Source organism: Pseudomonas sp. 05L36, from assembly GCF_056398125.1.
The window spans coordinates 1-26,005 of the sequence record NZ_JBFTOU010000022.1 but is presented as its reverse complement, the minus strand read 5'-3'; the positions used below and the strand labels follow the sequence as shown (position 1 = coordinate 26,005).

At 61.2% G+C, this 26,005-nt stretch carries 19 protein-coding genes and 2 pseudogenes; 4 read left to right on the top strand and 17 right to left on the bottom strand.

What is annotated here, in order from left to right:
* Window positions 1–16: 16 nt before the first annotated feature.
* The 10 genes and pseudogenes from AC1DKH_RS21860 to glgA all read right to left on the bottom strand — a co-directional run.
* Window positions 17–556: pseudogene (locus tag AC1DKH_RS21860) on the bottom strand (autotransporter outer membrane beta-barrel domain-containing protein); the annotation flags it as partial.
* 41 nt (window positions 557–597) lie between these two features.
* The gene (locus tag AC1DKH_RS21855) at window positions 598–3,180 is read right to left on the bottom strand and encodes an autotransporter family protein (RefSeq protein WP_477799268.1); all 2,583 of its coding nucleotides are present in this window, start codon (window positions 3,178–3,180) and stop codon (window positions 598–600) included.
* A 274-nt stretch (window positions 3,181–3,454) separates the two neighbouring features.
* Window positions 3,455–4,255: an endonuclease/exonuclease/phosphatase family protein gene (locus AC1DKH_RS21850; protein ID WP_477799267.1), complete on the bottom strand. Its 801-nt coding sequence runs from the start codon at window positions 4,253–4,255 to the stop codon at window positions 3,455–3,457.
* Window positions 4,256–4,333: 78 nt separating this feature from the next.
* A complete protein-coding gene (locus tag AC1DKH_RS21845; protein ID WP_477799266.1) occupies window positions 4,334–5,092 on the bottom strand; it encodes a PIG-L deacetylase family protein in 759 nt (252 codons plus the stop codon).
* A gap of 215 nt (window positions 5,093–5,307) precedes the next feature.
* Entirely contained in the window at window positions 5,308–7,470 is a 2,163-nt protein-coding gene (gene glgX / locus AC1DKH_RS21840; protein WP_477799265.1) for a glycogen debranching protein GlgX, read from the bottom strand.
* A 193-nt stretch (window positions 7,471–7,663) separates the two neighbouring features.
* Entirely contained in the window at window positions 7,664–7,999 is a 336-nt protein-coding gene (locus AC1DKH_RS21835) for a DUF2934 domain-containing protein (protein WP_477764169.1), read from the bottom strand.
* A gap of 21 nt (window positions 8,000–8,020) precedes the next feature.
* Window positions 8,021–10,816 carry a malto-oligosyltrehalose synthase gene (locus AC1DKH_RS21830; protein WP_477799264.1) on the bottom strand — a complete coding sequence of 932 codons (2,796 nt, stop codon included), beginning with the start codon at window positions 10,814–10,816 and terminating at the stop codon, window positions 8,021–8,023.
* Window positions 10,813–12,891 (bottom strand): 4-alpha-glucanotransferase, encoded by a 2,079-nt coding sequence (gene malQ, locus AC1DKH_RS21825; protein ID WP_477799263.1) that lies wholly within the window; start codon window positions 12,889–12,891, stop codon window positions 10,813–10,815. The genes AC1DKH_RS21830 and malQ overlap by 4 nt, the downstream gene beginning before the upstream one ends.
* Window positions 12,884–14,683: a malto-oligosyltrehalose trehalohydrolase gene (gene treZ / locus AC1DKH_RS21820; RefSeq protein ID WP_477799262.1), complete on the bottom strand. Its 1,800-nt coding sequence runs from the start codon at window positions 14,681–14,683 to the stop codon at window positions 12,884–12,886. Before treZ ends, malQ begins: the two co-directional genes overlap by 8 nt.
* Before the next feature lie 12 nt (window positions 14,684–14,695).
* Complete coding sequence (glgA, locus tag AC1DKH_RS21815) at window positions 14,696–16,279, bottom strand: glycogen synthase GlgA (RefSeq protein ID WP_477799261.1); 1,584 nt, start codon at window positions 16,277–16,279, stop codon at window positions 14,696–14,698.
* A gap of 557 nt (window positions 16,280–16,836) precedes the next feature.
* Here glgA and AC1DKH_RS21810 point away from each other — a divergent pair.
* Window positions 16,837–17,649, top strand: a complete 813-nt coding sequence (locus AC1DKH_RS21810) for a crotonase/enoyl-CoA hydratase family protein (protein ID WP_477799260.1) — start codon at window positions 16,837–16,839, stop codon at window positions 17,647–17,649.
* 6 nt (window positions 17,650–17,655) lie between these two features.
* A complete protein-coding gene (nudC, locus tag AC1DKH_RS21805; RefSeq protein WP_477764175.1) occupies window positions 17,656–18,486 on the top strand; it encodes an NAD(+) diphosphatase in 831 nt (276 codons plus the stop codon).
* Here the strand turns inward: nudC and AC1DKH_RS21800 are convergent.
* The 3 genes from AC1DKH_RS21800 to AC1DKH_RS21790 all read right to left on the bottom strand — a co-directional run bounded on the left by AC1DKH_RS21800 (window position 18,454) and on the right by AC1DKH_RS21790 (window position 20,537).
* Window positions 18,454–19,233 carry a TSUP family transporter gene (locus tag AC1DKH_RS21800; RefSeq protein WP_477764176.1) on the bottom strand — a complete coding sequence of 260 codons (780 nt, stop codon included), beginning with the start codon at window positions 19,231–19,233 and terminating at the stop codon, window positions 18,454–18,456. The genes nudC and AC1DKH_RS21800 overlap by 33 nt on opposite strands.
* A 207-nt stretch (window positions 19,234–19,440) precedes the next feature.
* The gene (locus AC1DKH_RS21795; protein ID WP_477799259.1) at window positions 19,441–19,917 is read right to left on the bottom strand and encodes a nuclear transport factor 2 family protein; all 477 of its coding nucleotides are present in this window, start codon (window positions 19,915–19,917) and stop codon (window positions 19,441–19,443) included.
* 56 nt (window positions 19,918–19,973) lie between these two features.
* Complete coding sequence (locus AC1DKH_RS21790) at window positions 19,974–20,537, bottom strand: TetR/AcrR family transcriptional regulator (protein ID WP_477799258.1); 564 nt, start codon at window positions 20,535–20,537, stop codon at window positions 19,974–19,976.
* Window positions 20,538–20,754: 217 nt separating this feature from the next.
* Between AC1DKH_RS21790 and pssA the strand changes: the two genes are divergently transcribed.
* Window positions 20,755–22,098 (top strand): CDP-diacylglycerol--serine O-phosphatidyltransferase, encoded by a 1,344-nt coding sequence (gene pssA, locus AC1DKH_RS21785; RefSeq protein ID WP_477754412.1) that lies wholly within the window; start codon window positions 20,755–20,757, stop codon window positions 22,096–22,098.
* 822 nt (window positions 22,099–22,920) lie between these two features.
* Window positions 22,921–23,937, top strand: a complete 1,017-nt coding sequence (locus AC1DKH_RS21780; protein WP_477753668.1) for an AraC family transcriptional regulator — start codon at window positions 22,921–22,923, stop codon at window positions 23,935–23,937.
* 35 nt (window positions 23,938–23,972) lie between these two features.
* On the opposite strand, the gene AC1DKH_RS21775 is transcribed toward AC1DKH_RS21780, so the two are convergent.
* The 4 genes and pseudogenes from AC1DKH_RS21775 to AC1DKH_RS21760 form a co-directional block, all read right to left on the bottom strand.
* Window positions 23,973–24,443: an LEA/WHy family protein gene (locus tag AC1DKH_RS21775; protein ID WP_477799257.1), complete on the bottom strand. Its 471-nt coding sequence runs from the start codon at window positions 24,441–24,443 to the stop codon at window positions 23,973–23,975.
* A gap of 57 nt (window positions 24,444–24,500) precedes the next feature.
* A pseudogene (locus AC1DKH_RS21770) lies at window positions 24,501–24,769 on the bottom strand (xanthine permease XanP); the annotation flags it as partial.
* Window positions 24,717–24,908, bottom strand: coding sequence for a hypothetical protein (locus AC1DKH_RS21765; RefSeq protein ID WP_477799318.1), 192 nt, complete (start codon window positions 24,906–24,908; stop codon window positions 24,717–24,719). The pseudogene AC1DKH_RS21770 and the gene AC1DKH_RS21765, both read right to left, overlap by 53 nt.
* A 195-nt stretch (window positions 24,909–25,103) precedes the next feature.
* A complete protein-coding gene (locus AC1DKH_RS21760) occupies window positions 25,104–25,811 on the bottom strand; it encodes an HPP family protein (protein ID WP_477799256.1) in 708 nt (235 codons plus the stop codon).
* Window positions 25,812–26,005 lie beyond the last annotated feature (194 nt).

Below are 26,005 nucleotides of genomic sequence, written 5' to 3'. Positions count from 1 at the left end.
TAAGAAATACCAGTTTTCACCAGCACATCCGCACACCCAGGCTGCCAATCAACCCGTTCAAATCACTGTCATCCACGTCGCTGCTGTAGTCGGCGCTGACATACAGGCTCACGGTCGGCGTCACCCTGGCGACCAGGCCCAGACCCAGTTCGACGGTCGAGGAACTACGGCTACTGCTGATCTTGTCGATCTGATCGAGGGTCACGGTGTTGCCGGTATACGGGGTGTCCAGGGTGATGCGCTGATTGATCAATTGCGCCTTGGGGTTCAATCACCCGGTTCTCGCCAAGGCCGATGGGGAAACCACCTTCCACCGACAACGTCCTCGCACTGCCCTCGGTGGCTCTTCGGGTCCCTTGCTCGTTGCGGCCGAAGCCACTGACTCCAGACCGACCCTTTGCATATGGCCGCTGGCGCTTTGCAGGGTAAATATCGCCGGGCCTTTGAGTTCGTGGGTGCCGGGGACGGCCAGCCCCAGGGAAAGGTAATCGGTTTGTACCTGGCGAGAGGGCTGGCCGTAGAGTTGGTCCCAGGCCGTGGGCGCGGCGTCTTCGGTGGATCGTCAAAAAAACTTCAGGCCGGAGCGCTTTTCAACCCTCACCACTTCACCCGAACCCCCACGTTACCGTACGTTCCCCGTTGTTGGTTGCTGTCGATATTGCTGGTGTAGTCGAGTCCGGCGTACACGCTGACCGAGGCTGCAACGCTCAGTACCATGCCGATACCGAGGTCGGCGGACGAGGTTCGTTGCTCGGTTTCGACCTGATCGACATGGTCAAAGGTGACCGTGTCGGTACCGGTGAAGGTGTGCCAGATATTGGCCCGCAGGTACGGTTCCAGCGGCCGGCCGCTGACCTCGTAGCGACCCTTCAGGCGTGCGCCGACGCGAGCGGTCCAGGCGCTGTCGGAGTCGAACGAGACATGGGAGATGCCGTCGTCCTGGCTGTCGAGTTTGACCTTCTGATAAATCGCCTGGGCCTGGGGTTCGATCACCCAGCTACCGGCCACCGCGATCGGATACCCGACTTCTGCCGATAACGTCGTGACGTGACCGTCATTGTCGATCTTCAGTCCACTTTCGGAACGGTTGTCACCGTTGAGCCAGGTGTACATGGCCACGGTATCGAGATAGGCGCCGGCAGGATCGGTCAGGGTCCAGTAAACGCCAAGACTGTCACCTTGCAACTCCACCTTGCCGGAGCGTTTGCCTTCAAAGCCCTCGTTGAAACCGTCGACATCACCTTGCAATCGACTGTGGCCGATAAAGAAACCGCTGCGCTGGGTTTGACCACTGGCCAACTGCGAAGCGAACAGGTCATTGCCGACCTGAAAGCCATTGAGCGAACCATCCAGTCTTGGCTTGACGGTGCCGGCCCAGGTCTGCTCGAGGTTCTTGCCATAGACCCGGCCCCAACCGGCGCTCAAGGCACCGGTTTCGGTCAGCAGGCGCTGATCGCCCTGACGGTCATGAAAAGTGCCCAAGGCGGTCAGGCTCAACTGTGCTGCTGCCGGCGGCACCACCGACCAGGTGGGCACTGCCTCGCGGTACAGGGGGATCGGGGCGGCACCGGGTACGGCGGCCGGTAACACCGGGGCTTCGACGGTTGCAACCCCATCAACACCGGAAGCCACAACCACCGGCGCGGCCACCGGCACCGCCACGATGGGCACCAGCGTCGGCGGCAAGGCGGGATCAGGATTGGCGACCGCAACCACTGGCGGCGCCACAACGGAGGAACGCAGGTACCAACTGTTTTCGCTGCCCGGTGTGATACCGCCTTTGAACAGGCGGTAATCGAAGGCGCCGACCGACACTGGCGCTTTCAGGGCGAACGCAGTGTTGTCGCTGACTGCCGTGCCTTTGGCCTGTACCAACTGGATGCCGTTTTGCTGGGTCAGGGCGCCTACGCCGCCAACGTTGGTGACGCTGATCAGGGTGCTGCCGGTCAGCGTCCCGTTGTTGACCACCAGCTTGTCGCTGGGAGAACTGTCATCGCCCACGGCGCTTTGCAGCAGCAACTGGCCGCCGTTACCCACGTAATTACCTTCAACCGTCAGGCTGTCATTGGTGCGCGAGTTGCCACCGGTGAGGTCGATGACCCCGCTGTTGTTCAAGCTAACGAGCCGACCTGCAGTCAATGGCGCGATGCTGCCCTGCACCGACGTCAGCGTGCTGCTGCCATCGACGTTGAACACGCCCGTGCCGCTGGTGCTGTCCCCCAATTGAAAAGTGCCATCGAGATCAAAGCGCGAGCTGTTGCCGAGGTTGACCGTTTCCCAGTTGACGTAGCGGGTGGCGCCTGACGAGGTGGTGTGATCGAAGGTCAGCAGGTCATTGCCAACCCCGCCATTGAGGCTCGGGGTGAGGGTGCTTTCGGTGAGATTGCGCAAGGTCGCGCTATCGTTGCCCGCCTCAAGGAGAATTTGCGAGTGGATGATCCCGCCGCCGTCCCACACCAGGCTGTCATCGCCGTTGCCGGCGCGGATCTCGCCGACGACTTCCCCGCCGGTAACCGTGATGCTGTCGTTGCCATTGCTGACACTGATGTTGCCGCCGATACGGCCACCGGAAACGATGATGGTATCGGTGCCCAAACCGGTCACCAGGTTGCCGAGGATCTGCCCACCGGACATATCGAAAATATTGTTATCGAGTTTCATGTCGACCCGGCCAATGGTGCCGCCGGTCATTTTGGCGATGTCGCCATCCTCGAAAGCGCCGACGATGGTGCCGCCGGTCATCAGGAAGGTATCGTGACCGTCCCCTTGGGCCAGGGACTGAATGGTCCCGCCAGACATGACGAAGTTATCGATGCCACTGCCCTGGCTGACCTCCCCGGTGACTTGCCCGGCACTGATTGTGAAGCTGTCCGCTGCGTCGCCCTGATCCACCGCGCCGGCCACGATGCCCGAGGCCATGGTCACGGTGTCGGTACCCGCGCCGAAGGTCACGTTGCCGTTGATCCTGCCGGTGCCATTGGTGGGGAAGGTCAGGGAGTTATTGCCCGACAAATCGGTCAGCGGCCCGCTGGTGGCGCTGTCGCACACGAAGTTGTCGTTACCGGCGGTGGGGGTGAGTGTGCAGGCTGCTTGGGTGGGCTGGGGCCAGTTCACACATAACCAGATTGAGAACAGGCAGGCGCCATAACGGTACTTGGACAGATCTGTCGAAAACTCCATGCTTGCCTCCGCGATGGGATCAACTTCCATTCCTTGGGTTGTCAGGAACGACCAGGAATCAGACGTGCTCGGCAGCGCGAGTTGCAAGACAACATCGGGAAAAACAGTGGCCCGCAAATACCATCGGCAACCAAGGCGCTACGTGTGTGTCGCAAGCCCCTGCGGATATCCGTCAGGGTGTCACCAACGTAACAGGCATGGATCAAACGTGGCTACTGTCAGAAATAACAGGTGGGGGACGATTTTTCGTCAATTGGCGCTGAATGGCCGTGATTCAAAGATGCACTTCCACCGCCAGCGGCAAATGGTCGGACAGGTGCGTCCACGGCTTGTGCCCGAGTATTTGCGGCTCGTGGCTGCTGGCATTGCGCAGGTAGACACGGTCCAGGCGCAACAAGGGAAACCGCGCGGGGTAGGTTTTGGCCGGACGGCCATGGTGGCGTTCGAAGGCTTCGTGCAGATAATCGCGACGGGCCAGGGCGGCATTGCCCTGCAGCTGCCAGTCGTTGAAGTCGCCGGCAATGATCACCGGCGCCTGGTCAGGTAGGGACTCAAGGAGTTGGCAGAGCAACTGCAACTGCAGCTGACGATGACTTTCCAGCAGGCTGAGGTGCACGCAGATGGCATGGACTTCACTATGCCCCGGCACGTCCAGCACGCAGTGCAGCAAGCCGCGGCGTTCCGGGCCGGTAATGGAAACATCGAGGTTTCGGTACTCGCGGATCGGGTATTTCGACAGCAGGGCATTGCCATGATGACCGTCGGGATAGACGGCATTGCGTCCATAGGCGAAGTCGCCCCACATGCTGTCGGCGAGAAATTCATATTGCGAGGTTTGTGGCCAATCGTTGTAGCGGGAGGAATACCGGTCGTGTTCGCCGACGACTTCTTGCAGAAACACCAGGTCTGCCGACGTACTGCGCACCGCTTCACGCAACTCTGGGAGGATGAAGCGCCGGTTGAGTGCGGTAAACCCCTTATGGGTATTGACCGTCAGCACGCGAAGCCGATGAATCGCCGGGGGTGTGTTCAATGGCGTTGATTGGGCTACCTGCCGTTTTGAATGACTGGCCACATCCACTCCTCTGATTCAGGGCTGCTTATGTATGCGACTGATGCGTCGGCAGGCAGTTCAGTCTGATGGGTTGCGCTTTCAAACCAACACGATTTCATAAGGCAAACGGATACGCTCGAGCAGCGCCCGCGGCAGCAATGGCGCGAGGCCGATGGCCGGCTCGCCGTCGAGTTGGCTGGCGTAGGCGTGGATGGCGTGGCTCTTGCGGGCGACGGTCCAGGTATCGAGGCGCACCTTGCGTGCACGATGCCAGGGAATCAACTCCCGGTCCCGTGCCGGCCAGTGCCAGGCCCAGAGCGGTACGTCGTTGTAGGATGCCCCAGCGTTGGCCGCGGCCCTGGCGCTGGCCCGGCCGACGATGTCGTGGTCGAGGTTGCCGTCCTCGCACCAGGTGCTGAACACCACATCACCTGGACGCAGGTAGCGCGTGATGAATCGGGCGATCTGTTCTTCGTGTTCCACCAGGGCGTTGTCGGTAAACCCGCCACGAATCCACTTCAGGCTGTGCATCGGCAAACCGAGTCGGCGGATGGCTTCCACGCTTTCCTGGGGACGAAATACGCTAAGGCGTTTTTCCGACCACTGCCGAGAGCCTGGATGGCTGGCGCTGCCGTCGGTGATCGAGATCAATTGCAGCGGGTGGCCCAGGTTGCTGAGCAATTGCAGCAGGCCGCCGCAGGTCACGACTTCATCGCCGGGGTGCGGGGCAATGAGCACCGCGCGTGAGCCGATGGGCACCAGGGATTGGGTGCTGATGACCGGGATGCTGTCCAGTTGCGGGGCACTGTTCCAGATTTGTGATGGCAGGCTGGCTTCGTTGAAGGAAACGGATTTCATGGGGATTACGTCCTTGTTGTGTTTCGCCTTCAGTCGTGCGCGAGCCAGGGCCGGCAGACCCGAGAGGGCTCGTTGAAAGCAATGTGCGACAAGCCAAACCCTGGATTGGCGCGAATCGAGTATTGCTCATGTAACGCTATTCGTCGCGTCGCGAGCTTATCCAGAATGATTTTTCCGCTCTGCGGTGTTGCGGCCATGAATACCTGGAGTCTCTTTTACTCTTCTTCCTCATGCTGCAGCTCGAACAGCAGCAACGAGCGGCCGGTGACCGAGTACTCGTGGCCAAACTCGAAGCGCTCCTGGCCGTGGATCGACGGCTGGTTGGTGTCGATCATGCACGTCCAGAAACCGCCGTCAGGCACCTCCGGTAGCCGGAAATTGACGATGTCGTGATGCGCGTTGAACACCAGCATCAACGTTGCGTCGGCGCCTTTGCGGCGAATGCCGGTTTCCTGGGCGCGGCCATCGAGCAGCATGCCCAGGCAGCGATTGTGCGCATCGTGCCAATGCCTGGTGGTCATTTGCGTGCCGTCCGGCGCCAACCAGGTCACGTCCTTGACGCCGATGTCTTCGTTGAAATTACCCACCAGGAAACGCCCGCGCCGCAGGATCGGGTAGGTCAGGCGCAACTTGATCAGGCGTTTGACGAACTTGAGCAGGGCCTTGCCGTCTTCGCTGAGGTCCCAGTTGACCCAGCCGATCTCGCTGTCCTGGCAGTACGCATTGTTGTTGCCGTCCTGGGTGCGGGCGAATTCGTCGCCGGCCACCAGCATCGGCGTGCCCTGGGCCAGCAGCAGGGTGGCGAAGAAATTGCGCATCTGCCGATGGCGCAATGCGTTGATGTCGGGATCGTCGGTAGGGCCTTCGACGCCGTGGTTCCACGACAGGTTGTTGTTGCTGCCATCCTGATTGTCTTCGTCGTTGGCCTCGTTGTGCTTGTCGTTGTACGACACCAGGTCGTTGAGGGTGAAACCGTCATGGGCGGTGACGAAGTTCACCGATGAGTAGGGCCGCCGGCCACGCTGATTGAACATTTCGCCCGAAGCGGTCAGGCGGCTGGCAAAGTCCGCCAATTGCCCGTCGTCGCCTTTCCAGAAGGCGCGCACGGTGTCGCGGAATTTGTCGTTCCACTCGACCCAGCCCGGCGGAAAATTGCCGACCTGATAACCACCGGGGCCGCAGTCCCAGGCTTCGGCGATCAGTTTGACCTGGCGCAGCACCGGGTCCTGGCGGCAGGCCACGAGGAAACTGTGGCGTTCGTCGAAACCGTCGTGGTAACGCCCCAGAATGGTCGCCAGGTCGAAGCGGAAACCGTCCACGTGCATTTCCGAGGCCCAGTAGCGCAGGGAGTCGGTGACCATTTGCAGTACGCACGGGTGGCTCAGGTCCAGGGTGTTGCCGGTGCCGGAATCGTTGATATAGAAGCGCTTGTCATCGGGCTTGAGGCGGTAGTAGGACGCGTTGTCGATACCGCGCATGGACAGGGTCGGGCCTTGCTCGTTGCCCTCGGCGGTATGGTTGTAGACCACGTCGAGGATCACCTCCAGATTGGCTTCGTGCAGGTGCGCGACCATTTCCTTGAATTCGGCAATCTTGCCACTGGCCAGGTAACGCGGGTCGGGGGCGAAGAACGCAATGCTGTTGTAGCCCCAATAATTGGTCATGCCCTTGTGCAACAAATGCTGGTCGTTGACGAACGCGTGGATCGGCAGCAACTCCACGGTCGACACGCCGAGTTTGCGGATGTGCTCCAGCACGTCATCGACCATCAACCCGGCAAAGGTGCCGCGCAGGTTTTCGGGGACGGCAGGGTGACGCATGCTGAAGCCGCGCACATGGGTTTCATAGATGATTGTCTTGTCCCACGGCACGCTGACGCGGTGGTCGTGGCCCCAGGTGTGCGCCGGGTCGATGACCTTGCATTTGGGCACGAAGGGCGCGCTGTCCCGTTTATCGAAGCTGAGGTCGGCGTCGGGGTGGCCGATGGTGTAGCCGAACAGCGCTTCGGACCATTTCAGCTTGCCGACCAGTTGTTTGGCGTAGGGGTCGATCAGCAGTTTGTTGGGGTTGAAGCGATGGCCGTTGGCCGGGTCGTACGGGCCGTAGACGCGATAGCCGTAGATCAGCCCCGGATGGGCGTCGGGCAAGTAGCCGTGGTAGATCTCGTCGGTGTATTCGGGCAGTTCGATGCGTTCGAGTTCCACCTCGCCGGCGTCGTCGAACAGGCACAGTTCAACTTTGGTGGCGTGGGCGGAAAACAGCGCGAAGTTGACGCCCAGTCCATCCCAGGTGGCACCCAGCGGAAAGGGCAGGCCTTCGCGGATTCGCGTGGCTTCGGCACGCGGGGCTGGCGTGGCGGCTTTCTTTGGGCTGGTCATAAGTGCTCCTGCAAACTCAAAACCTATGGCGACTGGCACGCCGCCATCGCGAGCAGGCTCGCTCCTACATTTATCGGGAACGGGCCGCAAATTTTTGAACGACACAGATCCCATGTAGGAGCGAGCCTGCTCGCGATGAGGCCATAAGGCTCAATATTCATGGTAACTCTTCACAAGCCCTGTCAGGACAGTCTCAAACCGCCGGCGGTTTTCGCGCAGCCCGGGGCTTTTTCTCGACTGCCTTTTCTCCGGGCGGGATGACTTTCGAAGCTGCCGCAGGTTTGGCCTTGGCTTTCGGCGCGGCGGTCTTGCCATTGAGGGTCTTGTCCGGGCTGAGTTTTGCGTCTGCGGTTTTCTTCGGCGCTGCCTTGCTGGCGGGGGCCTTCGTGGACTTTTTCGGGGCCAGGGCTTCGGCTTCTGCCAGTTTGAGCGCCATCTCCCAATGGCGGGCTTCCTGACCTTCAGGTTTTCCTTCGGATTCCCAGATCTGATAGGCAAATTCGCGGATGCGTTTGTCGTTGGTACTCATCGTAATGCTCCTGAACTGAACTCAAGTGTGGGCAGTTTGAATAATGAGATTGACCGGGAAATCCCCCAGCGCGGCGCTGACCAGCAGCTCCCTGTGTTGTGTGACTGTGATGCGGGAAAAAAGTCCCTCTATATGTTCGTCAGGGACGGTGAACGGCAGTTTGACCCGGGTATCGCCCCACAGCGGGGCATGGACCTGTGGTTCTGCACGGGTTTCCAGCAGATCGGCACAACGTATCGGCACAATCACGATGGCGCGTTTCCCCTCCCGTTCACGGACAAATCCCAGTACTCGATGGGCCTCGCTGCCCACCACTTCCAGGGCCTGGTAAGTGCCACGCCGAAACAGCTCGGCATGCTCGGCACGCAGGCCCAAGGTGCGGGCAATCAGGGCTTGCTTGATGCGCCCGTCATGCCAGTTCAGCAACAAGTCCGACAGGTCCACCGCTTGCTGCAGTGCCTGCTGGCGGCTGGCGTAATCCACCGGGCGACGGTTGTCCGGATCGACCAGGCTGAAGTCCCAGAAATCGTTGCCCTGATACAAATCCGGTACTCCGGGCACGGTCATGCGCAGCAAGGTTTGCGCCAAACCGTTGAGTGCACCGGGGACGGCAATCGAACGGGCAGCCTTGGCCAGGGCCGTACGCAACAACTCGCCTTCGGGGCTGAGCAACAGGCGCTGGATGAAGTCCTCGCTCGCCTGCTCACAAGGGTCATTGGGTGCGTTCCAGCTGCTTTGCAGTTTGGCTTCGCGCAGGGCCTTGCGTTGCCACTGCCTGAGGCGTTTTGCGTAGTCCTCGAGCGCCGGCGGATGATCGACAGCCAACTCCAGCGGCCAGCTGCCAAGAATCGCTTGATACAGAATCAACTCATCGCCCGCCGACGGCACTTGATCGTCACTGCGCAGTGGCCGGGCGAGGGTGCGCCACAGACCGATCTGGTCGGCGTACCAGTCGCTGCGCTCGCTCAATACCGCCAGCCGCGCCCGTGAATCTTCCCCGCGCTTGTGGTCGTGGGTGGCGCTGGCCAGCAGATTGTCCGGGAAGGTGTCGAGGCGCTCGATGCAGGCTTGATGAAAGTCGGCAACCGGCGCACTGAACTGCTCGGTGTTGAATCCCACATCGTTGCGCGAGAGCAGGACCGCCGACCGATAGAACGCGGTGTCTTCCACCGCTTTCGCCGCGGCCGGCGAAGTCAGTTGCTGGAAACGTACGCAGGCGTGCTTGAGGCGTTTGCGCTCGCGACCGGCCGGGCGCTGCCGCCAGGGTTCACCGCCGAGCCAGCCGGCCACGCAGTCGAGCACCGGCCAGTCCGCCTCACCCAGGGTTTGCCGGGCACCGTCCATGGCCCGTTGGAAAAACACCTCGTCCTGGGCCGACCGGCCGAGGGCGCTGATGTAGGTGCGGTACACCGGAAAATGCACGATCAGCGCCTGCAAGGCCCGGCGAATGGCGCCGAGGGTCAGGTCGCGGGTCATCAGATTGTCCCGGGCCACTTGCAGCAAGGCCTGGGCGACGCTTTCGAAATCCCCGGCGAGGGAGCCATTGAGGATTTGCTGACGGGCCAGTTGTGCTTCCTGGGAGAAGTCGGCGGACCGCTCGCTGTGACGCTTCCAGCGCTCGGCCAGCGCCTGCGCACCCCTGGGGTCGGTTTGCAGCAGTGACAACTGGTTCATGAACTCGTAACCGGTGGTGCCGTCCACCGACCAGTCGCGATGCAGGGTTTCGCCTTCGCCGAGGATCTTTTCGACATAGATGGGCAGGTGGCGCCCCGGGGACAGGCTGTCGATCCGACGGCGCAGTTTTCGGCAGTAGCCCCGCGGGTCGGCAAGGCCGTCGATATGGTCGATGCGCAACCCGTCGATCAGCCCTTCAGCCACCAGTTGGAAGATCTTCGCGTGGGTGGCTTCGAACACGGCGGGACGCTCGACGCGCAGCCCACCGAGTTCATTGATATCAAAGAAGCGCCGCCAGTTGATGTCGTCGGCGGCGGTGCGCCAACTGGCCAGGCGATAGCTCTGGCGCTCCAGCAGGTTGTGCAGGCGCTGGAAGCCTTCGCGGGTCACTGAGTCGTAGTTTTTCAGGTGTTGGTCAATGGCTTGGGCAATGGCCGGATCGCTGACCAGGTCGCGTAGTTCTGCTTTCAGCGGTCGCGCCAGGCTGTGGGCATCGGTCTGGTAGCTCAGGGTGCTGAAGCGATCGGCCAGGGATTTGAGTTGTTCGGCCTGTTGCGTATCGAGCGGCGCATCGACCTTGAGCAGCTCGCCGTAATCCCAGGGGCAAATGGGAAAGCGGTGTTCGTAGTACTCGACATGAAAGCTTCCGTGCCAGGCATCGAAGCGCAGGGGCAGGGTGCCGTCCTGCAACGCGACGCCATAGTCGCTGCCCAGAAACGGCAGGAGCAACTGGCCCTCCATCAACGGGTCGGGCGAGTGCCACTGGATGTCGAAAAACTCGCCGTAGGGGCTCAGGCGCCCCCACTCCAGCAAATCCAGCCACCAGGGATTATCACTGCCGCCGACCGCCATGTGGTTGGAGACGATATCGAGGATCAACCCCATGTCGTGCCCGTGCAGGGCACCGACCAGACTGCGCAGCGCCACCTCACCGCCCAGCTCCGGATTGACCCTTGTCGGGTCCACCACGTCATAGCCGTGCATCGATCCGACGCGCGCGCGCAACAGCGGGGAGGCGTAGACATGGCTGATGCCGAGACGGGCGAAATACGGCACCAGTGGCACCGCATCTTCCAGCGTGAAGCCTTTATGAAATTGCAGGCGCAACGTGGCGCGCAGTGGTCGGCTCGGCACTTGAGTCATCGATCACGCTCGGCCGCCTGAAGCCGCGCACAGGCGAGCAGTTCCAGACGCCGCGCGGCATCCGCTCCATCGAGCAGGGCCTCGCTGTATCCGGGCAAGCGCCGCGACCAGTTCGGGTGAGTATCGATGGTGCCCGGCAGATTGGCCTGTTGTTCCACGCCAAGGGCATCTTCCAGTGGCAGCAACACCAACGGCGACCGGGTATGGCCGAGGAAGCGCACGCTGGCGTCGAGCACCTGGTCGGTTTCGTGGGACTCTTCGCGAAAGTTCTGCGGGTCCTGGCTCAACGCCCGGCGCAGGCCCTCACGCTCGCGCTCGCGGTGCTGGCGCCATTCGATTTCAGTGCTGGCATCGACCATGCCGAGCCGGGCGTTCCAGTCGATATCGCGGCCATGCCACCAGCCGTTGAGGGTGGGCAGGTCATGGGTGCTGGTGGTCGCCAGGGCGTTGTCCGGCCAGTCGAGGATCGGCTTGAAGTGCGTGTTGTCCTGTTCGAACAGCAACACTCGCATGCCGAGTATCGAACGGGCGATGAGTTTTTCCCGCAGGCCGTCCTGCACGGTGCCGAGGTCTTCACCGAGGACGATGGCCTGGTGACGATGGGATTCCAGGGTCAGCAAACGCAGCAGATCGTCCACCGGGTAATACAGGTAAGCGCCGTCGGCTGGCGGCGAGCCATTGGGGATCACCCACAAACGCTGCAAGCCCATGACATGATCGATGCGCAAGCCTCCGGAGTGGGCGAAGTTGGCCCGCAACATTTCGATGAAGGCCCGGAAACCATTGCGCACCAGGCCTTCAGGGGAGAACGCGGAAATCCCCCAGCCCTGGCCAGTGCGGTTGAGAATGTCCGGTGGTGCACCGACGGTGAGGGAGGCGAGCAGTTCGTCCTGACGGCTCCAGGCCTGGCTGCCGCCGCCATCGGCACCGACGGCCAGATCGGCAATCAGGCCGATGCTCATGCCGCTGGCGCGGGCGGCGGTTTGCGCGCGCTCCAGGCAGCGCGTGATCAGCCACTGGCAGAAGGCGAAGAAGCCGATGCGCCCGGCATTTTCTTCGGCGAATGCCGCCAGTTCGGCGCTGCGCGGGTTGCGCCAGGGTTCGGGCCACTGCCGCCAGTCGAGGTGTTCACCGCGGGCGGCGCGAGCCTCCTGGATGGTTTCGAAGCGGCAGTGGTTTTCCAGCGCTTCGCCAGCGGCGTGACGAAAACTGCTGAAGTCTTCGTGCAACGGGTGTTCACCCTGGACGAAGCCTTCATACAGGGCCTGCAACAACCGATGCTTGGCTTCGGCGGCGGCCGGCCAGTCAATCAGCGGACGTTCTTCCAGCGCCTTGAGTTCAATGGCCAGGCCGGTTGCATCGATGGCGGTACGCAGGGCGCGTTCGCCGAGAATGGTGCCGGGGGCGCAGTAAAGGCTGTTGAGAAACAAACGGCTGGACGGCGAATATGGGCTATAGCGTTGGGTGTCACTGGAAAACATCGCATGCAACGGGCTGATCGCCAGCGCCTCGGCGCCACGCTCACCGGCCACCCGGGCGAGGTCCTCCAGCGCCTGGGTGTCACCAAACCCGCCATCACCGGGGCGGCGCAAGCCATACAACTGCACGCTCAGGCCCCAGGCACGAGGAATGGGGTTATCCACGGCATCGGCCACGCTGTAACAACGGGATGGGGCCACCGCCAGAGTGAAGGTTTGTCCGTCGATGCCGACCTGTTGATAGCCGACCGGTACCAGCCCCGGCAGCACCGCGTTGGCGTCCAGTTTCAGGTTGAGCCGCGAACCGTCTTCGAGGTGGATTTCGCAAGGGGTCTGGGGCTCGAAATAACGCGCCAGGTCCAGGCCCACCCCGACATCGGCGGTGATCAATGGCGGCAAGTGATGGGTCTGTTGCGCCGCTTGCAACTCCAGCAGGCTGGTGTCGATTTCCTGGGCACTGCCGGCCGGGTGGCCAAGGCCGCTCAGCACGTTGCGCAACACTGAAGGCGCGACTTTTTGCGGGCGACCGTTGGCGTCGATCCAGTCGACCGCGAGGCCGGCACGGCTGGCCAGGATTTCCAGTTGCGCATCACTCATGGACGCTCTCCATACGGGGTAGCAAAGGGGCTGCGGCGGCGAGGCTGACGAGCGCGCAATACGGGGCAAGGGTGCCCTGGTCCAGAAGGCCGGCGCTCTCTGGCGGGTATTCGAACAACCGCGCGGCACCGGTCTGTGAGGTGTGGCCTACGGGCCTGTCGCTGAGGTTCAGGTCAATGCGCAATTGGCTGCCATCGCCCAATCGCCAGGCTGCACTGACCGCGCCTTGGCCCAGCACGTCGGTGCCCAGTGCCTGGGTGCCCGGCAAGTGCGGGACGATGAGCCGGTGACGGATCTGCAACAGTCGGCAGTACAGGTCGTGCATCTCGCTGTGGCCGATCGAGAGCAGGACAGGGCGGGACGCCGCAAATGTCTGCGGATCGTTCGGGTCCGGAATGTGTTCGCGTTGACGCGGGTCCGCAAACGCGCTGAACGCCGCGAACTCGTTGCGCCGGCCATCGCGTACCCGTTTTGCCAATTCACCGTGATGGCTGGTGAAAAACAGAAAGGGTTGTTCGACGGCAAACTCGTCACCCATGAACAGCAGCGGAATCATCGGCGACAGCAGCAGCAACACCGTGGCGGCCTGCAGCGCTTGCGGGTGGGCGAGTTGATGCAGGCGCTCGCCGAAGGCCCGGTTGCCGATCTGGTCATGGTTCTGCAAAAACAGGATGAAGGCACTGGGCGGCAGATGCCCGCTGGGTTCACCCCGCGCCACACCATGGCGGTTGAGGTGGCCCTGGAACACGAAACCCTGGCTCAGGCAGCGCGCCAGTTGTTCGGTGGGGTTTTGCGCGTAGTCGGCGTAATAGGCGTCGGTTTCGCCGGTCAGCAATACGTGCAGGGCGTTGTGGCCGTCATCATTCCATTGCGCGTCGTAACCCTGTTCGAGCAGGCTGGCCTGATTGTGTTCGTTCTCCACCATCAGCCACACATGCCGCGCCGGTCCCGTCTGCTGGCGCACCCGTTGAGCCAGTTCCTGGAGGAAATCTGGATCTTGGATGGTGTGCACCGCGTCCAGGCGCAATCCGTCGAAACGGTATTCCAGCAGCCACATCAAGGCGTTTTCGATGAAGAAGTCCCGTACTTCGCGACGGCGCAAGTCGATGGCCGCGCCCCACGGCGTGTGTTGGTCTTCGCGAAAGAAAGCACTGGCATAACGATGCAGGTAATTGCCGTCCGGGCCGAAGTGGTTGTAGACCACGTCGAGAATCACCGCCAGACCGTGGCCGTGGGCGGTGTCGATCAAGTGCTTGAGCTGCTCGGGTGAGCCGTAGGAAGCCTGGGGCGCATAGGGCAGGACGCCGTCATAACCCCAATTGCGCTCACCGGGAAACTGCGCGATGGGCATCAGTTCGATCGCGCTGACGCCCAGTTCGACCAGGCGTGCCAGATGCTGCTCAACGGCACTGAAGCCGCCGAGCGCACCGACATGCAACTCGTAGATCACCGCTTCGTTCCACGGCCGTCCCAGCCAGGTACTGTGTTGCCACGCATAGGCCAGCGGATCGACCACCACGCTGTGCCGGTCGATATCGCCGGCCTGAGCGCGGGAGGCCGGGTCGGGCACTTCCAGTTCGCCGTCGATGCTGTAGCGGTAACGCGTGCCCGCCGCGCATCGGATGTTGCTCACGAACCAGCCGTCGGCCTGGGGCAGCAACGGCAAGGACTGTCCATTTTCCAGTTCGACACTGACGTAAAACGCATCTGGCGCCCACAACGCGAATCGCGTGTGCTCTGCGTCCAGCATGATTGCGCCGTGGGGCCAGGTCTCAAGGGTCCGTAACGGCATCTTCAAAGCCTCTTACTGTTTGTTCGATTTCCCCAATGCTTTCGCCACAAGCTGTTCATAGAGTTCGGCGTAGGGTTCGACCGCCTTGCACCAGTTGAACGGCGCGGCCATGGCCCGGCAGCGCATGGCGTGCAGCAGGTCGGGAAAGGCGAATACCTTGAATGCGCGACTCAGGGCTTCCTGATAGCTCTGCACCGTGGATTCATCGAACAGGAAACCGGTCACGCCGTTCTCGATGGTGTCGGCCAGGCCACCGGTATTGCGTGCCACCGGCAACGAGCCGAAGCGCTGGGCGTACATCTGGCTCAGGCCGCACGGCTCGTACCGCGAAGGCATCAGCAGGAAGTCGCTGCCGGCGAACATGCGCCGGGCGTCGGTTTCGTTGAAGCCGATGCGCACGCCTATCTGCCCGGGGAAACGCAGGGCCAGTTCGCGCATCGACTGTTCTTCTTCCGGCTCGCCACGGCCGATGATCGCGATCTGGCCACCGGATTTGACGATGTATTCAGAGACCGCCTCGGTGAGGTCCAGGCCTTTCTGATAAACCAGCCGCGAGACCACGGCAAACAGCGGGCCTTCGGAATCTTCCAGGCCGAACAGCTCGCGCACATGAGCGGCGTTCACGGCCTTGCCATCCCAGTCGCCAATGTTGAACGGGCAGAACAGGTGCGGATCGGTCGCCGCATCCCAGCTTTCATCGATGCCGTTGGGAATCCCGCTGAGCAGGCCTTGCTGGGTCTTGGCGGCGAGGAAACCGTCGAGACCGCAGCCGAAATCCGGGGTGGTGATTTCCTGGGCGTAGGTCGCACTGACCGTGGTGATGTGGCTCGAATAGGCCATGCCGGCCTTGAGGAACGACATCTTGCCGTAGAACTCCATGCCTTCCTGTTGCAGCGCGTGATGGGGGATGCCCAGTTCGGGGCACGACCCCAGGCTGGTTACGCCCTGGTACGCCAGGTTGTGGATGGTGAACAGGGTGGGTGTGCGCTGTCCACGCCAGTGCATATAAGCAGGGGCCAGGCCGGCCGGCCAGTCGTGGGCGTGCACCAGGTCCGGGCACCAGTGGATTTGCGCGAGGTTGGCGGCAATATCGGCCGCCGCCAGGCCCAGGCGGGCGAAACGGATATGGTTGTCCGGCCAGTCGCGGCCGTTGTTGGCGCCGTAGGGCGAACCTTCGCGCTCGTAGAGTTCGGGGCAGATCAGTACGTAAATGACCAGACCGTCGGGCATGTCCATGCGCCCGATCTTGCACGGTGGCAACGCAGCATGACCGCCGAGCTCACCGATGATATGGATGGGGTTCTCGCTGTGCAGCACCTGCGGGTAACCGGGGATCAACACCCGTACATCGTGCAGATGGGCCATGGCCCGTGGCAGCGCCGCGGAAACGTCGCCCAGACCACCTGTTTTCACCAGGTCGGCGATTTCCGAGGTGACGAACAAGACTTTTTTACGGTTCGGATTCCGGTTGGCTGCCGGGGTCAGGGTCCGGGTGCCAGGAACGCTGACGGGTTGGGTGTTTGCGGCAGTTACGGCGCTCGATTCGCCGACCTGATGAGCACGCTCTCCCTGTATTTCCAAAGCCGTACTGATCATATGAATCTCCCGTGTTGTTGATCTAATTCTTAGGTCTGGCAAACGGTGTTCCATGGCCAATTCCCGTGGCCGGCGCAAATGCGCTACGCATCAGTGAGCAAGCGCTGCCCAATGCGTCGAAGCAAAAGGGTTGAATGAGCCGTTGCAAAGATTGCACCAGTCGCAACGCACCTTCTTGTCAGAGGACCGATCGGGATTGGAAAAAGTTTCGACTGTTTTTCCATTTTGTGACCGATCGGTTTCGTCTCGAGAAAATGAGTCTAGGCCAGAACTTAGAGCGGTAAAGGCCGGATGGCAAAATTGTTCGACAATCGGTTTGTAGCGGGACGGACGTGCCTGATCGAGGTGCAATCGCCCCGACGAAGTGCATGTTTTTTTGCGTTTTGGCCTCAAAAAATCACTGGGCAGTCACATAAATGTGCGACACGATTCAGCATGCGCGCACCATTGTGGTGCGCGTCGTGAGTCCCGCATTTGGCCGAACCGCTGCCTTACTGCCCACCTTGATGCCTTGTTATAGTTCGGGCCTCATTTTTGCCCGCAAAAGGATCACTGGCATGTCTCAGTACAGCGCGTTCAACGTCGAACTGGTCGATAAAATCGCCCATGTGCAGATCGACCGCCCGGAGAAGATCAACTCGATGAACGCTGCGTTCTGGAGCGAGATCGTCGAAATCTTCCAGTGGATCGACGACACCGATGAAGTGCGCGTGGTGGTTCTCAGCGGCGCAGGCAAGCATTTCTCCTCGGGTATCGACCTGATGATGCTGGCTGGCGTGGCCAACGAACTGGGCAAGGACGTCGGACGCAATGCGCGACTGCTGCGGCGCAAGATTCTCACCCTGCAAGCGTCGTTCAATGCCGTCGATAACTGCCGCAAACCGGTGCTTGCAGCGATTCAGGGCTACTGCCTGGGTGGCGCCATCGACCTGATTGCCGCGTGCGACATGCGTTATGCCGCCGAAGACGCACAGTTTTCGATCAAGGAAATCGACATCGGCATGGCCGCCGACGTCGGCACGTTGCAACGCTTGCCGCGGATCATCGGTGACGGCATGCTGCGCGAACTGGCTTACACTGGTCGCACGTTTGGCGCCGACGAGGCGCGGGGCATGGGCCTGGTCAATCGCGTCTACAGCGACAACGCCAGTCTGCTCGACGGCGTCATGGGCATTGCCCGCGAAATCGCCAGCAAGTCGCCGATCGCCGTCACCGGCACCAAAGAGATGATCAGCTACATGCGCGACCATCGCATCGATGACGGCCTCGAATACATCGCTACCTGGAACGCCGCCATGCTGCAATCCACCGATCTGCGTGTGGCCATGGCCGCCCATATGAGCAAACAGAAACCCGAATTTCTGGATTGATTAACCATGATTCCTCGCTGGACCACCGCAGTACTGGACACCGATCAACCCGGCGGCTGGGCCATTGCGCGCAGCCCCGAAGGCTTTCTGTTCGATGACAATGGCGCACTGTTCGCGCGCGAATGGCTCAAACGTCAGGACCTGTCGATTCTCGCCGAGCATGGCATCGGTCATCTCGATGGCGAGCCGGTCTATCTGCTGGAGCTGCGCAGTCAAAGCGAAGTGCCGGGCTGCAACTGGAAAGGCCTGCGGGCGTTCATGCTGGAGGGCGATCACACGGTCTACAAGGTGCTCGGTTACGCCGCACAGATCGGCACCTGGGCCCGCGAGCATCGTTTTTGCGGCAATTGTGGGCAGGCGACCCATCAGGTGGTGCGTGAGCGGGCGATGTACTGCGAGCCGTGTGACTTGCGCTATTACCCGCGGATTTCGCCGAGCATGATCGTGCTGGTGACCCGCGGCGACGAGATTCTGCTGGGGCGTTCGCCGCGTTTTGTGCCGGGGGTCTACAGCACCCTGGCCGGGTTTGCCGAACCGGGCGAATCGGCCGAGGACTGCCTGATTCGCGAGGTTCGCGAAGAGGTGAGCATCGAGGTCCGGAACATCCAGTACATGGGCAGCCAGTGCTGGCCGTTCCCGCACTCGATGATGCTCGGCTTTCATGCCGAATACGCCGGCGGCGAGATCGTCTGTCAGGAAGACGAGATCGAGGACGCCCAGTGGTTCAACGTACACGAGCTGCCGCCGTTGCCGGCGTCACGCTCGATTGCCCGTTACCTGATCGACCTCTATGTGGCGCGGCGTTTAGGCCACGCTGAACCAGTGCTGCCAGGCTAGGCGCACGGTCAGGCCCAGCACCACGGTGATGAACACCGGGCGAATGAATTTCGCACCGCCGCTGATGGCGGTGCGGGCACCAAGGAACGCGCCGACCATCAACGACGAGCCCATGCACAGGCCGATGATCCAGTCCACCTGACCGGAAAAGATGAAGATCGACAGCGCTGCCGCGTTGCTGACGAAGTTCATGCTGCGCGCCACGCCGCTGGCCTTCACCAGGTCGACGGGGTAGAGCAGCAGGCTGCTGACGGTCCAGAACGCGCCCGTGCCGGGACCGGCCACGCCGTCATAGAAGCCGAGGCTGAAGCCCTGGGTCGACTGCCACTTTTTCTTGATCGGTGCATCGCTGTCCACTGGCGCTTTCGGCGTGCCGCCAAACAAAAGATAAACGCCACAGGCGAAAACGATCACCGGCAGCATTTTGTTCAGCCACTCCGCCGGCAGGTAGTGCGCGACCACGGCACCGGTCAGCGCGCCGACCAGGGTACCGATGATGGCGTGTACCCATTGCGCGGGGTGGAACAGCTTGCGGCGGTAGAAGGTGAAACTGGCAACCGCCGAGCCGAAGGTCGAGCTGAGTTTGTTGGTGCCCAGCACCAGGTGCGGCGGCAGGCCGGCAGTCAGCAAGGCCGGGGTGGTCAACAGGCCACCGCCACCGGCGATGGCGTCGATGAAACCGGCAACAAAAGCGACAAGGGCCAGGATGGCCAGGGTGGAGAGGTCAACGCTGAGTTCGAAAGGCATGGGCTCGGCTTATTCGGCGGGTGCAGAAAGGGCTGCGGGGAAGGGGCGACATGTTACCTGTAACCTTTGCGTGATGCTTTGTGAACAACACAAAAACTGTGGGAGCGAGCTTGCTCGCGATGGCGTCATCAAATTCAACAATGATGTTGAATGTTAGATTGCTATCGCGAGCAAGCTCGCTCCCACAGGGATTAGTGCGAATTCAAACTACAGGCCCAGATCCGACAGCCCCGGATGACCGTCAGGACGACGCCCCAGCGGCCAGTGGAACTTGCGCTCGCTTTCCTTGATCGGCATGTCGTTGATGCTGGCGAAGCGGTGGGCCATCAGGCCATCCTCGTTGAACTCCCAGTTTTCGTTGCCGTAGGAGCGGAACCAGTTGCCCGAGTCGTCATGCCATTCATAGGCATAACGCACGGCGATGCGGTTGTCGGTAAAGGCCCAGAGTTCCTTGATCAGCCGATAATCCAGTTCCCTGGCCCATTTGCGGGTCAGGAAAGCTTTGGCTTCTTCGCGGTTGTGGGCGAACTCGGCGCGGTTGCGCCATTGAGTGTCCAGGGTGTAGGCCAGGGACACGCGCTCGGGGTCGCGCGAGTTCCAGCCGTCTTCAGCCAGGCGAACTTTTTCAATCGCCGATTCACGGGTGAAAGGGGGTAGTGGCGGACGAACTTCGGCATCAGACATTTCAAGTCTCCGTATCAAGTTAAAGTTCAAACATTGTGTCGAGCTTGATTGAGTTGCTACAGGTCCAATAACTTTCGCGCCATGCATTGCGCATTATCGGCGGCACTGTGATCACCCATTACAAGCGCCACGGTAATGGCACCATCGATCAGGATCAGCAGTTGTCTGGCCAGCGTCTGCGGATCCTCGGCACCATATTCGGTACACAGCTCGCACACGTAGTCGAGCAGCTTCTGTTTATGCTCTTTGGCGACCAGGCGCACCGGGTCTTGTGGGTCGCCGGTTTCGCCACTGGTGTTGATGAAAGCGCAGCCGCGGAAACCGTCGGAGGCGAACCAGGACTTGAGTACGGTAAACAGGTTGAGCAGTCGCTCGGCCGGGGTTTGTGCCTGGCCGACTGCGCCTCTGTACCAGTGCATCCAACGCTGGTCGCGGCGTTGCAGGGCGGCCACCACCAGTTCGTCCTTGTTGACGAAGTAGCGGTAGATGCTTTTTCTGGAGACACCGGCGGTTTTCACCAGAAGATCCATGCCAGTGGCGGCAATGCCACTTTTGTAGATCAACTTCTCGGTGACATCCAGAATGATGTCGCGTGTGTCATTGCTGGTGATTTCGTTCATGTGGCTAACAGTAGAATGATCGTTCTCCATGGTCAATAGGTGTTTTTGTAGTGCCTGATAAATGGTCTTCGCGAGCAGGCTCGCTCCCACAGGAGAATGCATTTCAATGTAGGAGCGAGCCTGCTCGCGAAGGGGACATTACAGACGGTAACAAGACCCGAACCTTTGCATGGTGTAAGCTCTCGGGTTCTTCGGATTCGACCCAATTGCGAGCCCTATGCCGTCGCTTTTCAAACGCTCCCTGCTGCCCAAGTTGCGCAGTTTTCCGCTGGCGGCCGATGCCGTTAGCGTTCTCTCCGGCGCTGCAGAGTTCCGTCATTGCCTGTTGGAGAAAATCGCCAGCGCGACCCGGCGCATTTACATCGTTGCGCTGTACCTGCAACAGGATGAAGCCGGCCAGGAAATTCTCGATGCCTTGCACGCGGCCAAGCTGGCACGTCCGGAACTGGACGTGGTGGTCGTCGTCGACTGGCTGCGCGCCCAGCGCGGCCTGATCGGTGCCGGCAAGCAACCGGGCAACTCCGCCTGGTATCAGGAAATGACCCGCACCCACGAAAGTGTTGTGCCGGTCTACGGCGTTCCGGTACAAACCCGCGAACTGTTCGGCGTGTTGCACCTGAAAGGTTTCGTGATCGATGACTGCGTGATCTACAGCGGCGCGAGCCTGAACAACGTCTATCTGCACAAGTTCGACAAGTACCGCTACGACCGCTATCACCTGCTGCACAATCGTGAACTGGCCGATTCGATGCAGCATCTGGTGCAGCACGGCCTGGTGGCGTCCAAGGCGGTGCACCGCCTCGACCTGCCGAATCTGCCGACCACCCGCAGCCTGCGCAATGACATCGGCGACCTGCGCAGCCGCCTCAAGCACGCGGCCTACGACACCACGCGGGGCACCACCGACCGGACCGGTTTGTCTGTCAGCCCCTTGCTCGGCGTCGGCAAGAACAATCCGCTGAACCGGGTGATCTGCGAACTGATCGCCAGCGCCCAGCAGCAACTGACCATTTGCACACCGTACTTCAACCTGCCGCTGGCGATCATCCGCGAGATCAACCGCGCACTGGCCCGTGGGGTGAAGATCGACATTGTGGTCGGCGACAAGACCGCCAACGATTTCTACATTCCGCCGAGCGAACCGTTCCGGGTCATTTCTGCGCTGCCGTACCTGTACGAAATCAGCTTGCGCCGGTTTGCCAAGCGCCATCAGCGCAACATCGACAGTGGGCAGTTGAACCTGCACCTGTGGCGTGATGGTGACAACACCTATCACCTCAAGGGCATGTGGATCGACCGGCGCTATACCTTGCTGACCGGCAACAACCTCAACCCGCGGGCGTTTCGACTCGATCTGGAAAATGCCTTGTTGATCGATGATCCCCATGGCGAACTGCTGGAGCCGCGTCGTAAAGAGCTGACGGAGATCTTCCAGCACACTCGGCGTATCGAGCACTTCCAGAACCTGGAAACCCTTGCCGAGTACCCGGCGGGCGTGGCCAAGTTCCTCAAGCGCGTGAGTCGTGTGCGGATCGAGCGGTTGCTCTATCGCATCCTCTGAAAAAGATCGCAGCCTGTGGCGATTGACGCCTTCGCGGGCAAGTCGAATCGTCGCACCGCCGCTCCCACAAAATCAGCGTCGAAACACAGTGCTGTGATCGACGTGAAACCCTGTGGGCTTGCTCCGACCTGCTCGCGATGGCGGCCTGCCAGCCGACCTGATTTCGCGGATGTATCACTGCGTAGGAGCTGCCGAAGGCTGCGATCTTTTGATCTTGTTTGTCAGTAATAAAGCCAAAAGATCGCAGCCTCGTTGCACTCGACAGCTCCTACAGGGAAATGCGCACGCATCAGAACCAGGCCGGCCGGCAGGCCGCCTCGGGTTAGCCGCGTACGGCCGAGGCTGTGTGAAAACGTTTTTCAGCGCGACAGGTACTCAAAACCGGACTGGAAATCGCGCTTCTACGCGAAATCCACATCTACTGACGTGCCGATAAATTTCAGATTTAACGTAGACGCGCACACTTCAATTTTGGCGAAGCGTTTTTACACGCTCTGGGCCATGGATGGCCGATCGCGGCGGGCCCACGGAGCAGGACCGGAGCGAGGGCATGCCGAGCCTAGGCGAGGCACCGAATGTCAGGGGCAAAGCGTTTTGGTTACTTTGGCGCTTTTCCAAAGTGACCCGCCGTCAGGGCGGAACCGTAAGTGGCCGCGACCGCAGCAATGGATATGTACACCCTCAAAAATCCATATCGCCCGCCAAGCAGCCATCGTCGGAACGCCGCCCGGACCAAGCTCGCTCCCACAGGGATCAGCGCCAGGCGGGTGCTTTCAGCTAATATGCCCCCCACTCGAACAAGAACAGGGCTTGCCGCGATCCATGTCGGAAAAAGACACCATCTCCATCCAACTGGTGCGTGAAGCACTGTTGCAAAGCTGCGCGCCGGGAATCGCCACGGACGAGGTGTTGATCAAGGTTGGCATCGACCCGCTGCTGTTGGGCAACACCGGCGCCCGCGTTCCGGCCACGGCTTATGCGCGCCTGTGGCGGCTGCTGGCACGGCGCGGGGACGATGAGTTTTTTGGCATGGACCCACGCAAACTGAAATCCGGCAGCTTTGCCTTTCTGTGTCGCAGCGCCATGCACCAGCCCAACGTGGCGGCGGGACTGTCCAGCGGCCTGGGGTTTCTGTCATTGATCCTCGAACACCTGCCGGCACAGTTGGTGCGTCAGCAAAGCCTGGCGGAAATCGTCCTGCTGGAGGACGACAAAGACCCGCGCCGGGCCTTCACCTATTTCACCTACTGGATGATCGTGCACGGCGTTGCGTGCTGGCTGGCAGGGCGGCGGATTCCAATCCTGGCCATCGAACTGCGCTGTGCGAAACCGGATTTCTGCGATGACTATCAGGTGATGTTTTCCGAGAACCTGCGTTTCGACCGTCCGCGCACGCGGATGATTTTCTCCGCCGATTGTCTGGACTTGCCGATCAAGCGCAGCCCTGAAGAACTCAAGCGATTCCTGGCCCATGCGCCGGCGAACATTCTGGTCAAGTACCGCGATCCGCAGAGCCTGGCCAGTCGCATCAAACACGATCTACGCCATCTGCCGGCCGAACACTGGCCGGAAACCGAAGTCCTGGCACAACGCTTGTGCATGTCGGCATCAACCCTGCGCCGCCGACTGGCCGAAGAAGGGCAAACCTATCAGGGTCTCAAGGACAGCGTGCGCAAGGAGCTGGCGATTGTCTGGCTGGCCGAGCCGGCGATCAGCTTCAGCGAGATCGCCACGCGGCTGGGGTTCGCTGACGTCAGTTCGTTCTACAAGGCGTTTCGCAAGTGGTCGGGGTCGAATCCTGGGCATTACCGCAGCCTGATTCTCAATGACACCGAGTAGGTTCAGCGGCGCAACGGTCATTTCTTCGCAGGCTGTTAACGGCTGCCAGTGGTCGATCCCGGCAGATTGAGCGTGCCACTGTCCACGAAGCGCATGGTGTTGAACAGGCCACCCGAGAGCTTGCCGTGCAGGATATAAGGCATGTTGTTGAGCGTTTTCATTTGGCTGATGCCATAGGTCTGGCGGACCATCGAAAACGCCGAAACGCTGACTGGTACGCTCACGACGACGTCGGAAAAACGCCCGATCGTGCCCCTCTCATCGGTGACGCCGGAAGCGAAGGGTTGGCCGTTGATGTCCAGATCCAAAGCAACGCCACTGTAGGTGAGGGTGGTGTCATTGGGGTTTTGCACGCGGATTTTCACGGCAAAGCGCACTTCCAAGCCCTCGCCTTGCAGGGGCTCGACGCCCACGACGTTGATTTTCAATGGGTCTCGATTGGGCAGAGAAGAACAAGCGCTCAGGCAGAGCAGGAGGGAAATCAGGACCGCGTTGAGGCTGCGCATGGACGTGCTCTCATCTGAATAGGGCTGAACCGCCAGCGGCTCAGCCCTTGAGCCCGTCTAGTGGTTCGACTGTGCGAACATCGCAGGCTTTGCGGGTTCATCCCTGGTGGTCACATCGGGGTTCTGCATCACCTGAAGCACTGAGGCCTCCGGATCGAGTTCGTCCTCTTCCAGTTCGATGAATTCCTCGGGCAGGAAGATATTAAGAACGATAGCGCACAGCGCGCCGACGGTGATGGGCGATTCGAAAATGTTGTGCAGGGCCTGGGCAGTTCACGCAAGACTTCCGGCACGGCGGCCACGCCCAGGCCCATGCCGACGGAAATCAATGAACGCGGCAAAAAAACACACGCCGAAGATGGTCGAGAGAATTTCATCGGTGCCGCCGCCCCGGGCCTTGACCATGAAGCCGGCACTGAGAGTCACACTGATGAACGAGAAACTGGTGCCTTGCAGGCACAACAAGGGCGGCGAAGACGGTGGCGGTCAGGTGCGGACGGTCATCGAGGCCGTAGATCAGGTCGCTGTTGCGTGGAGAAGGGGCTTTTTCGGAGGCGGTCATGGTGGTTTGCGTGCCAGAAGGCGGGCCGGGTCAGAAAATGGAGGCGCAGGATGCCAGAACCGCCCGACCACGGCAAAAGAACCTCCAAAAACAGCGACTTACAGGCGCGGGGCGAACACCTCGGCCACGCTACGGCGTTTGGCGTGCAGTTGGCTGGCCTGGATCAACTGTTCGAGGTCTTCGGGCGTGACATCATAGAACGCTTCCATGTCGGCCAGCGCCAGTTTCAGGTCTTCGGCGGTGATGGCCTGACGGTCGACCGGCGGGTGATCGGCAGGAATCCTGGCCACCGGCTCGCTGGCACTCTTGGGGTAACGAACGCGGGTCAGGTTGTTGTAGGCCAGGGCGCAGAGCAGCATCGTCGCCGCGCTGAGCATCACCGGTCCAATGGCTCTCCAGTCCATGGCAATGGTCGCCGGATCGGCCAGCACCAGGGTCAGGGCCAATGCACCGGCCGGTGGATGCAGGCACCGCAGCCAGCACATCAGAATCAACGCCATGCCCGCCGCCAGGCAAGCGCTACCGAGGGTTCGGCCCAACACATGGGCCACCAGCAAGGCGATCACCCCGGCGCACAAGTAGCCGCCCAGAATCGACCAGGGTTGGGCGAGCGCGCCCGAAGACACGGCAAACAGCAGCACCGCCGACGCCCCCAGCGGGCCGATCAGGTGCTGGGCCACCTCAATGCCGAACACCTGGCTACAGAGCCACACGCTCATCAGTGTCCCCAAGGCCATGCCGATGGCGGCGCGGCTCCATTCGGTGGGGCGGGTATTGATGGCGGCGGGCAACCAGCGAGCAAACATTCTGACAAAAACTCCGGCAAGGAAAAATCGAGGTAAAAAAAAGGTTCTTCACGGAATTCCGGGGAACACCGATACCTGTAGAAGCTGCGGTGCGGCGATCCGACTTGCCAGCGATGGCAACTGACGGCCGAGCATTTTCTTCCTGGTGTACATATTCATTGCTGCGGTAACGGCCACTTAGGGTTCCGCCCTTA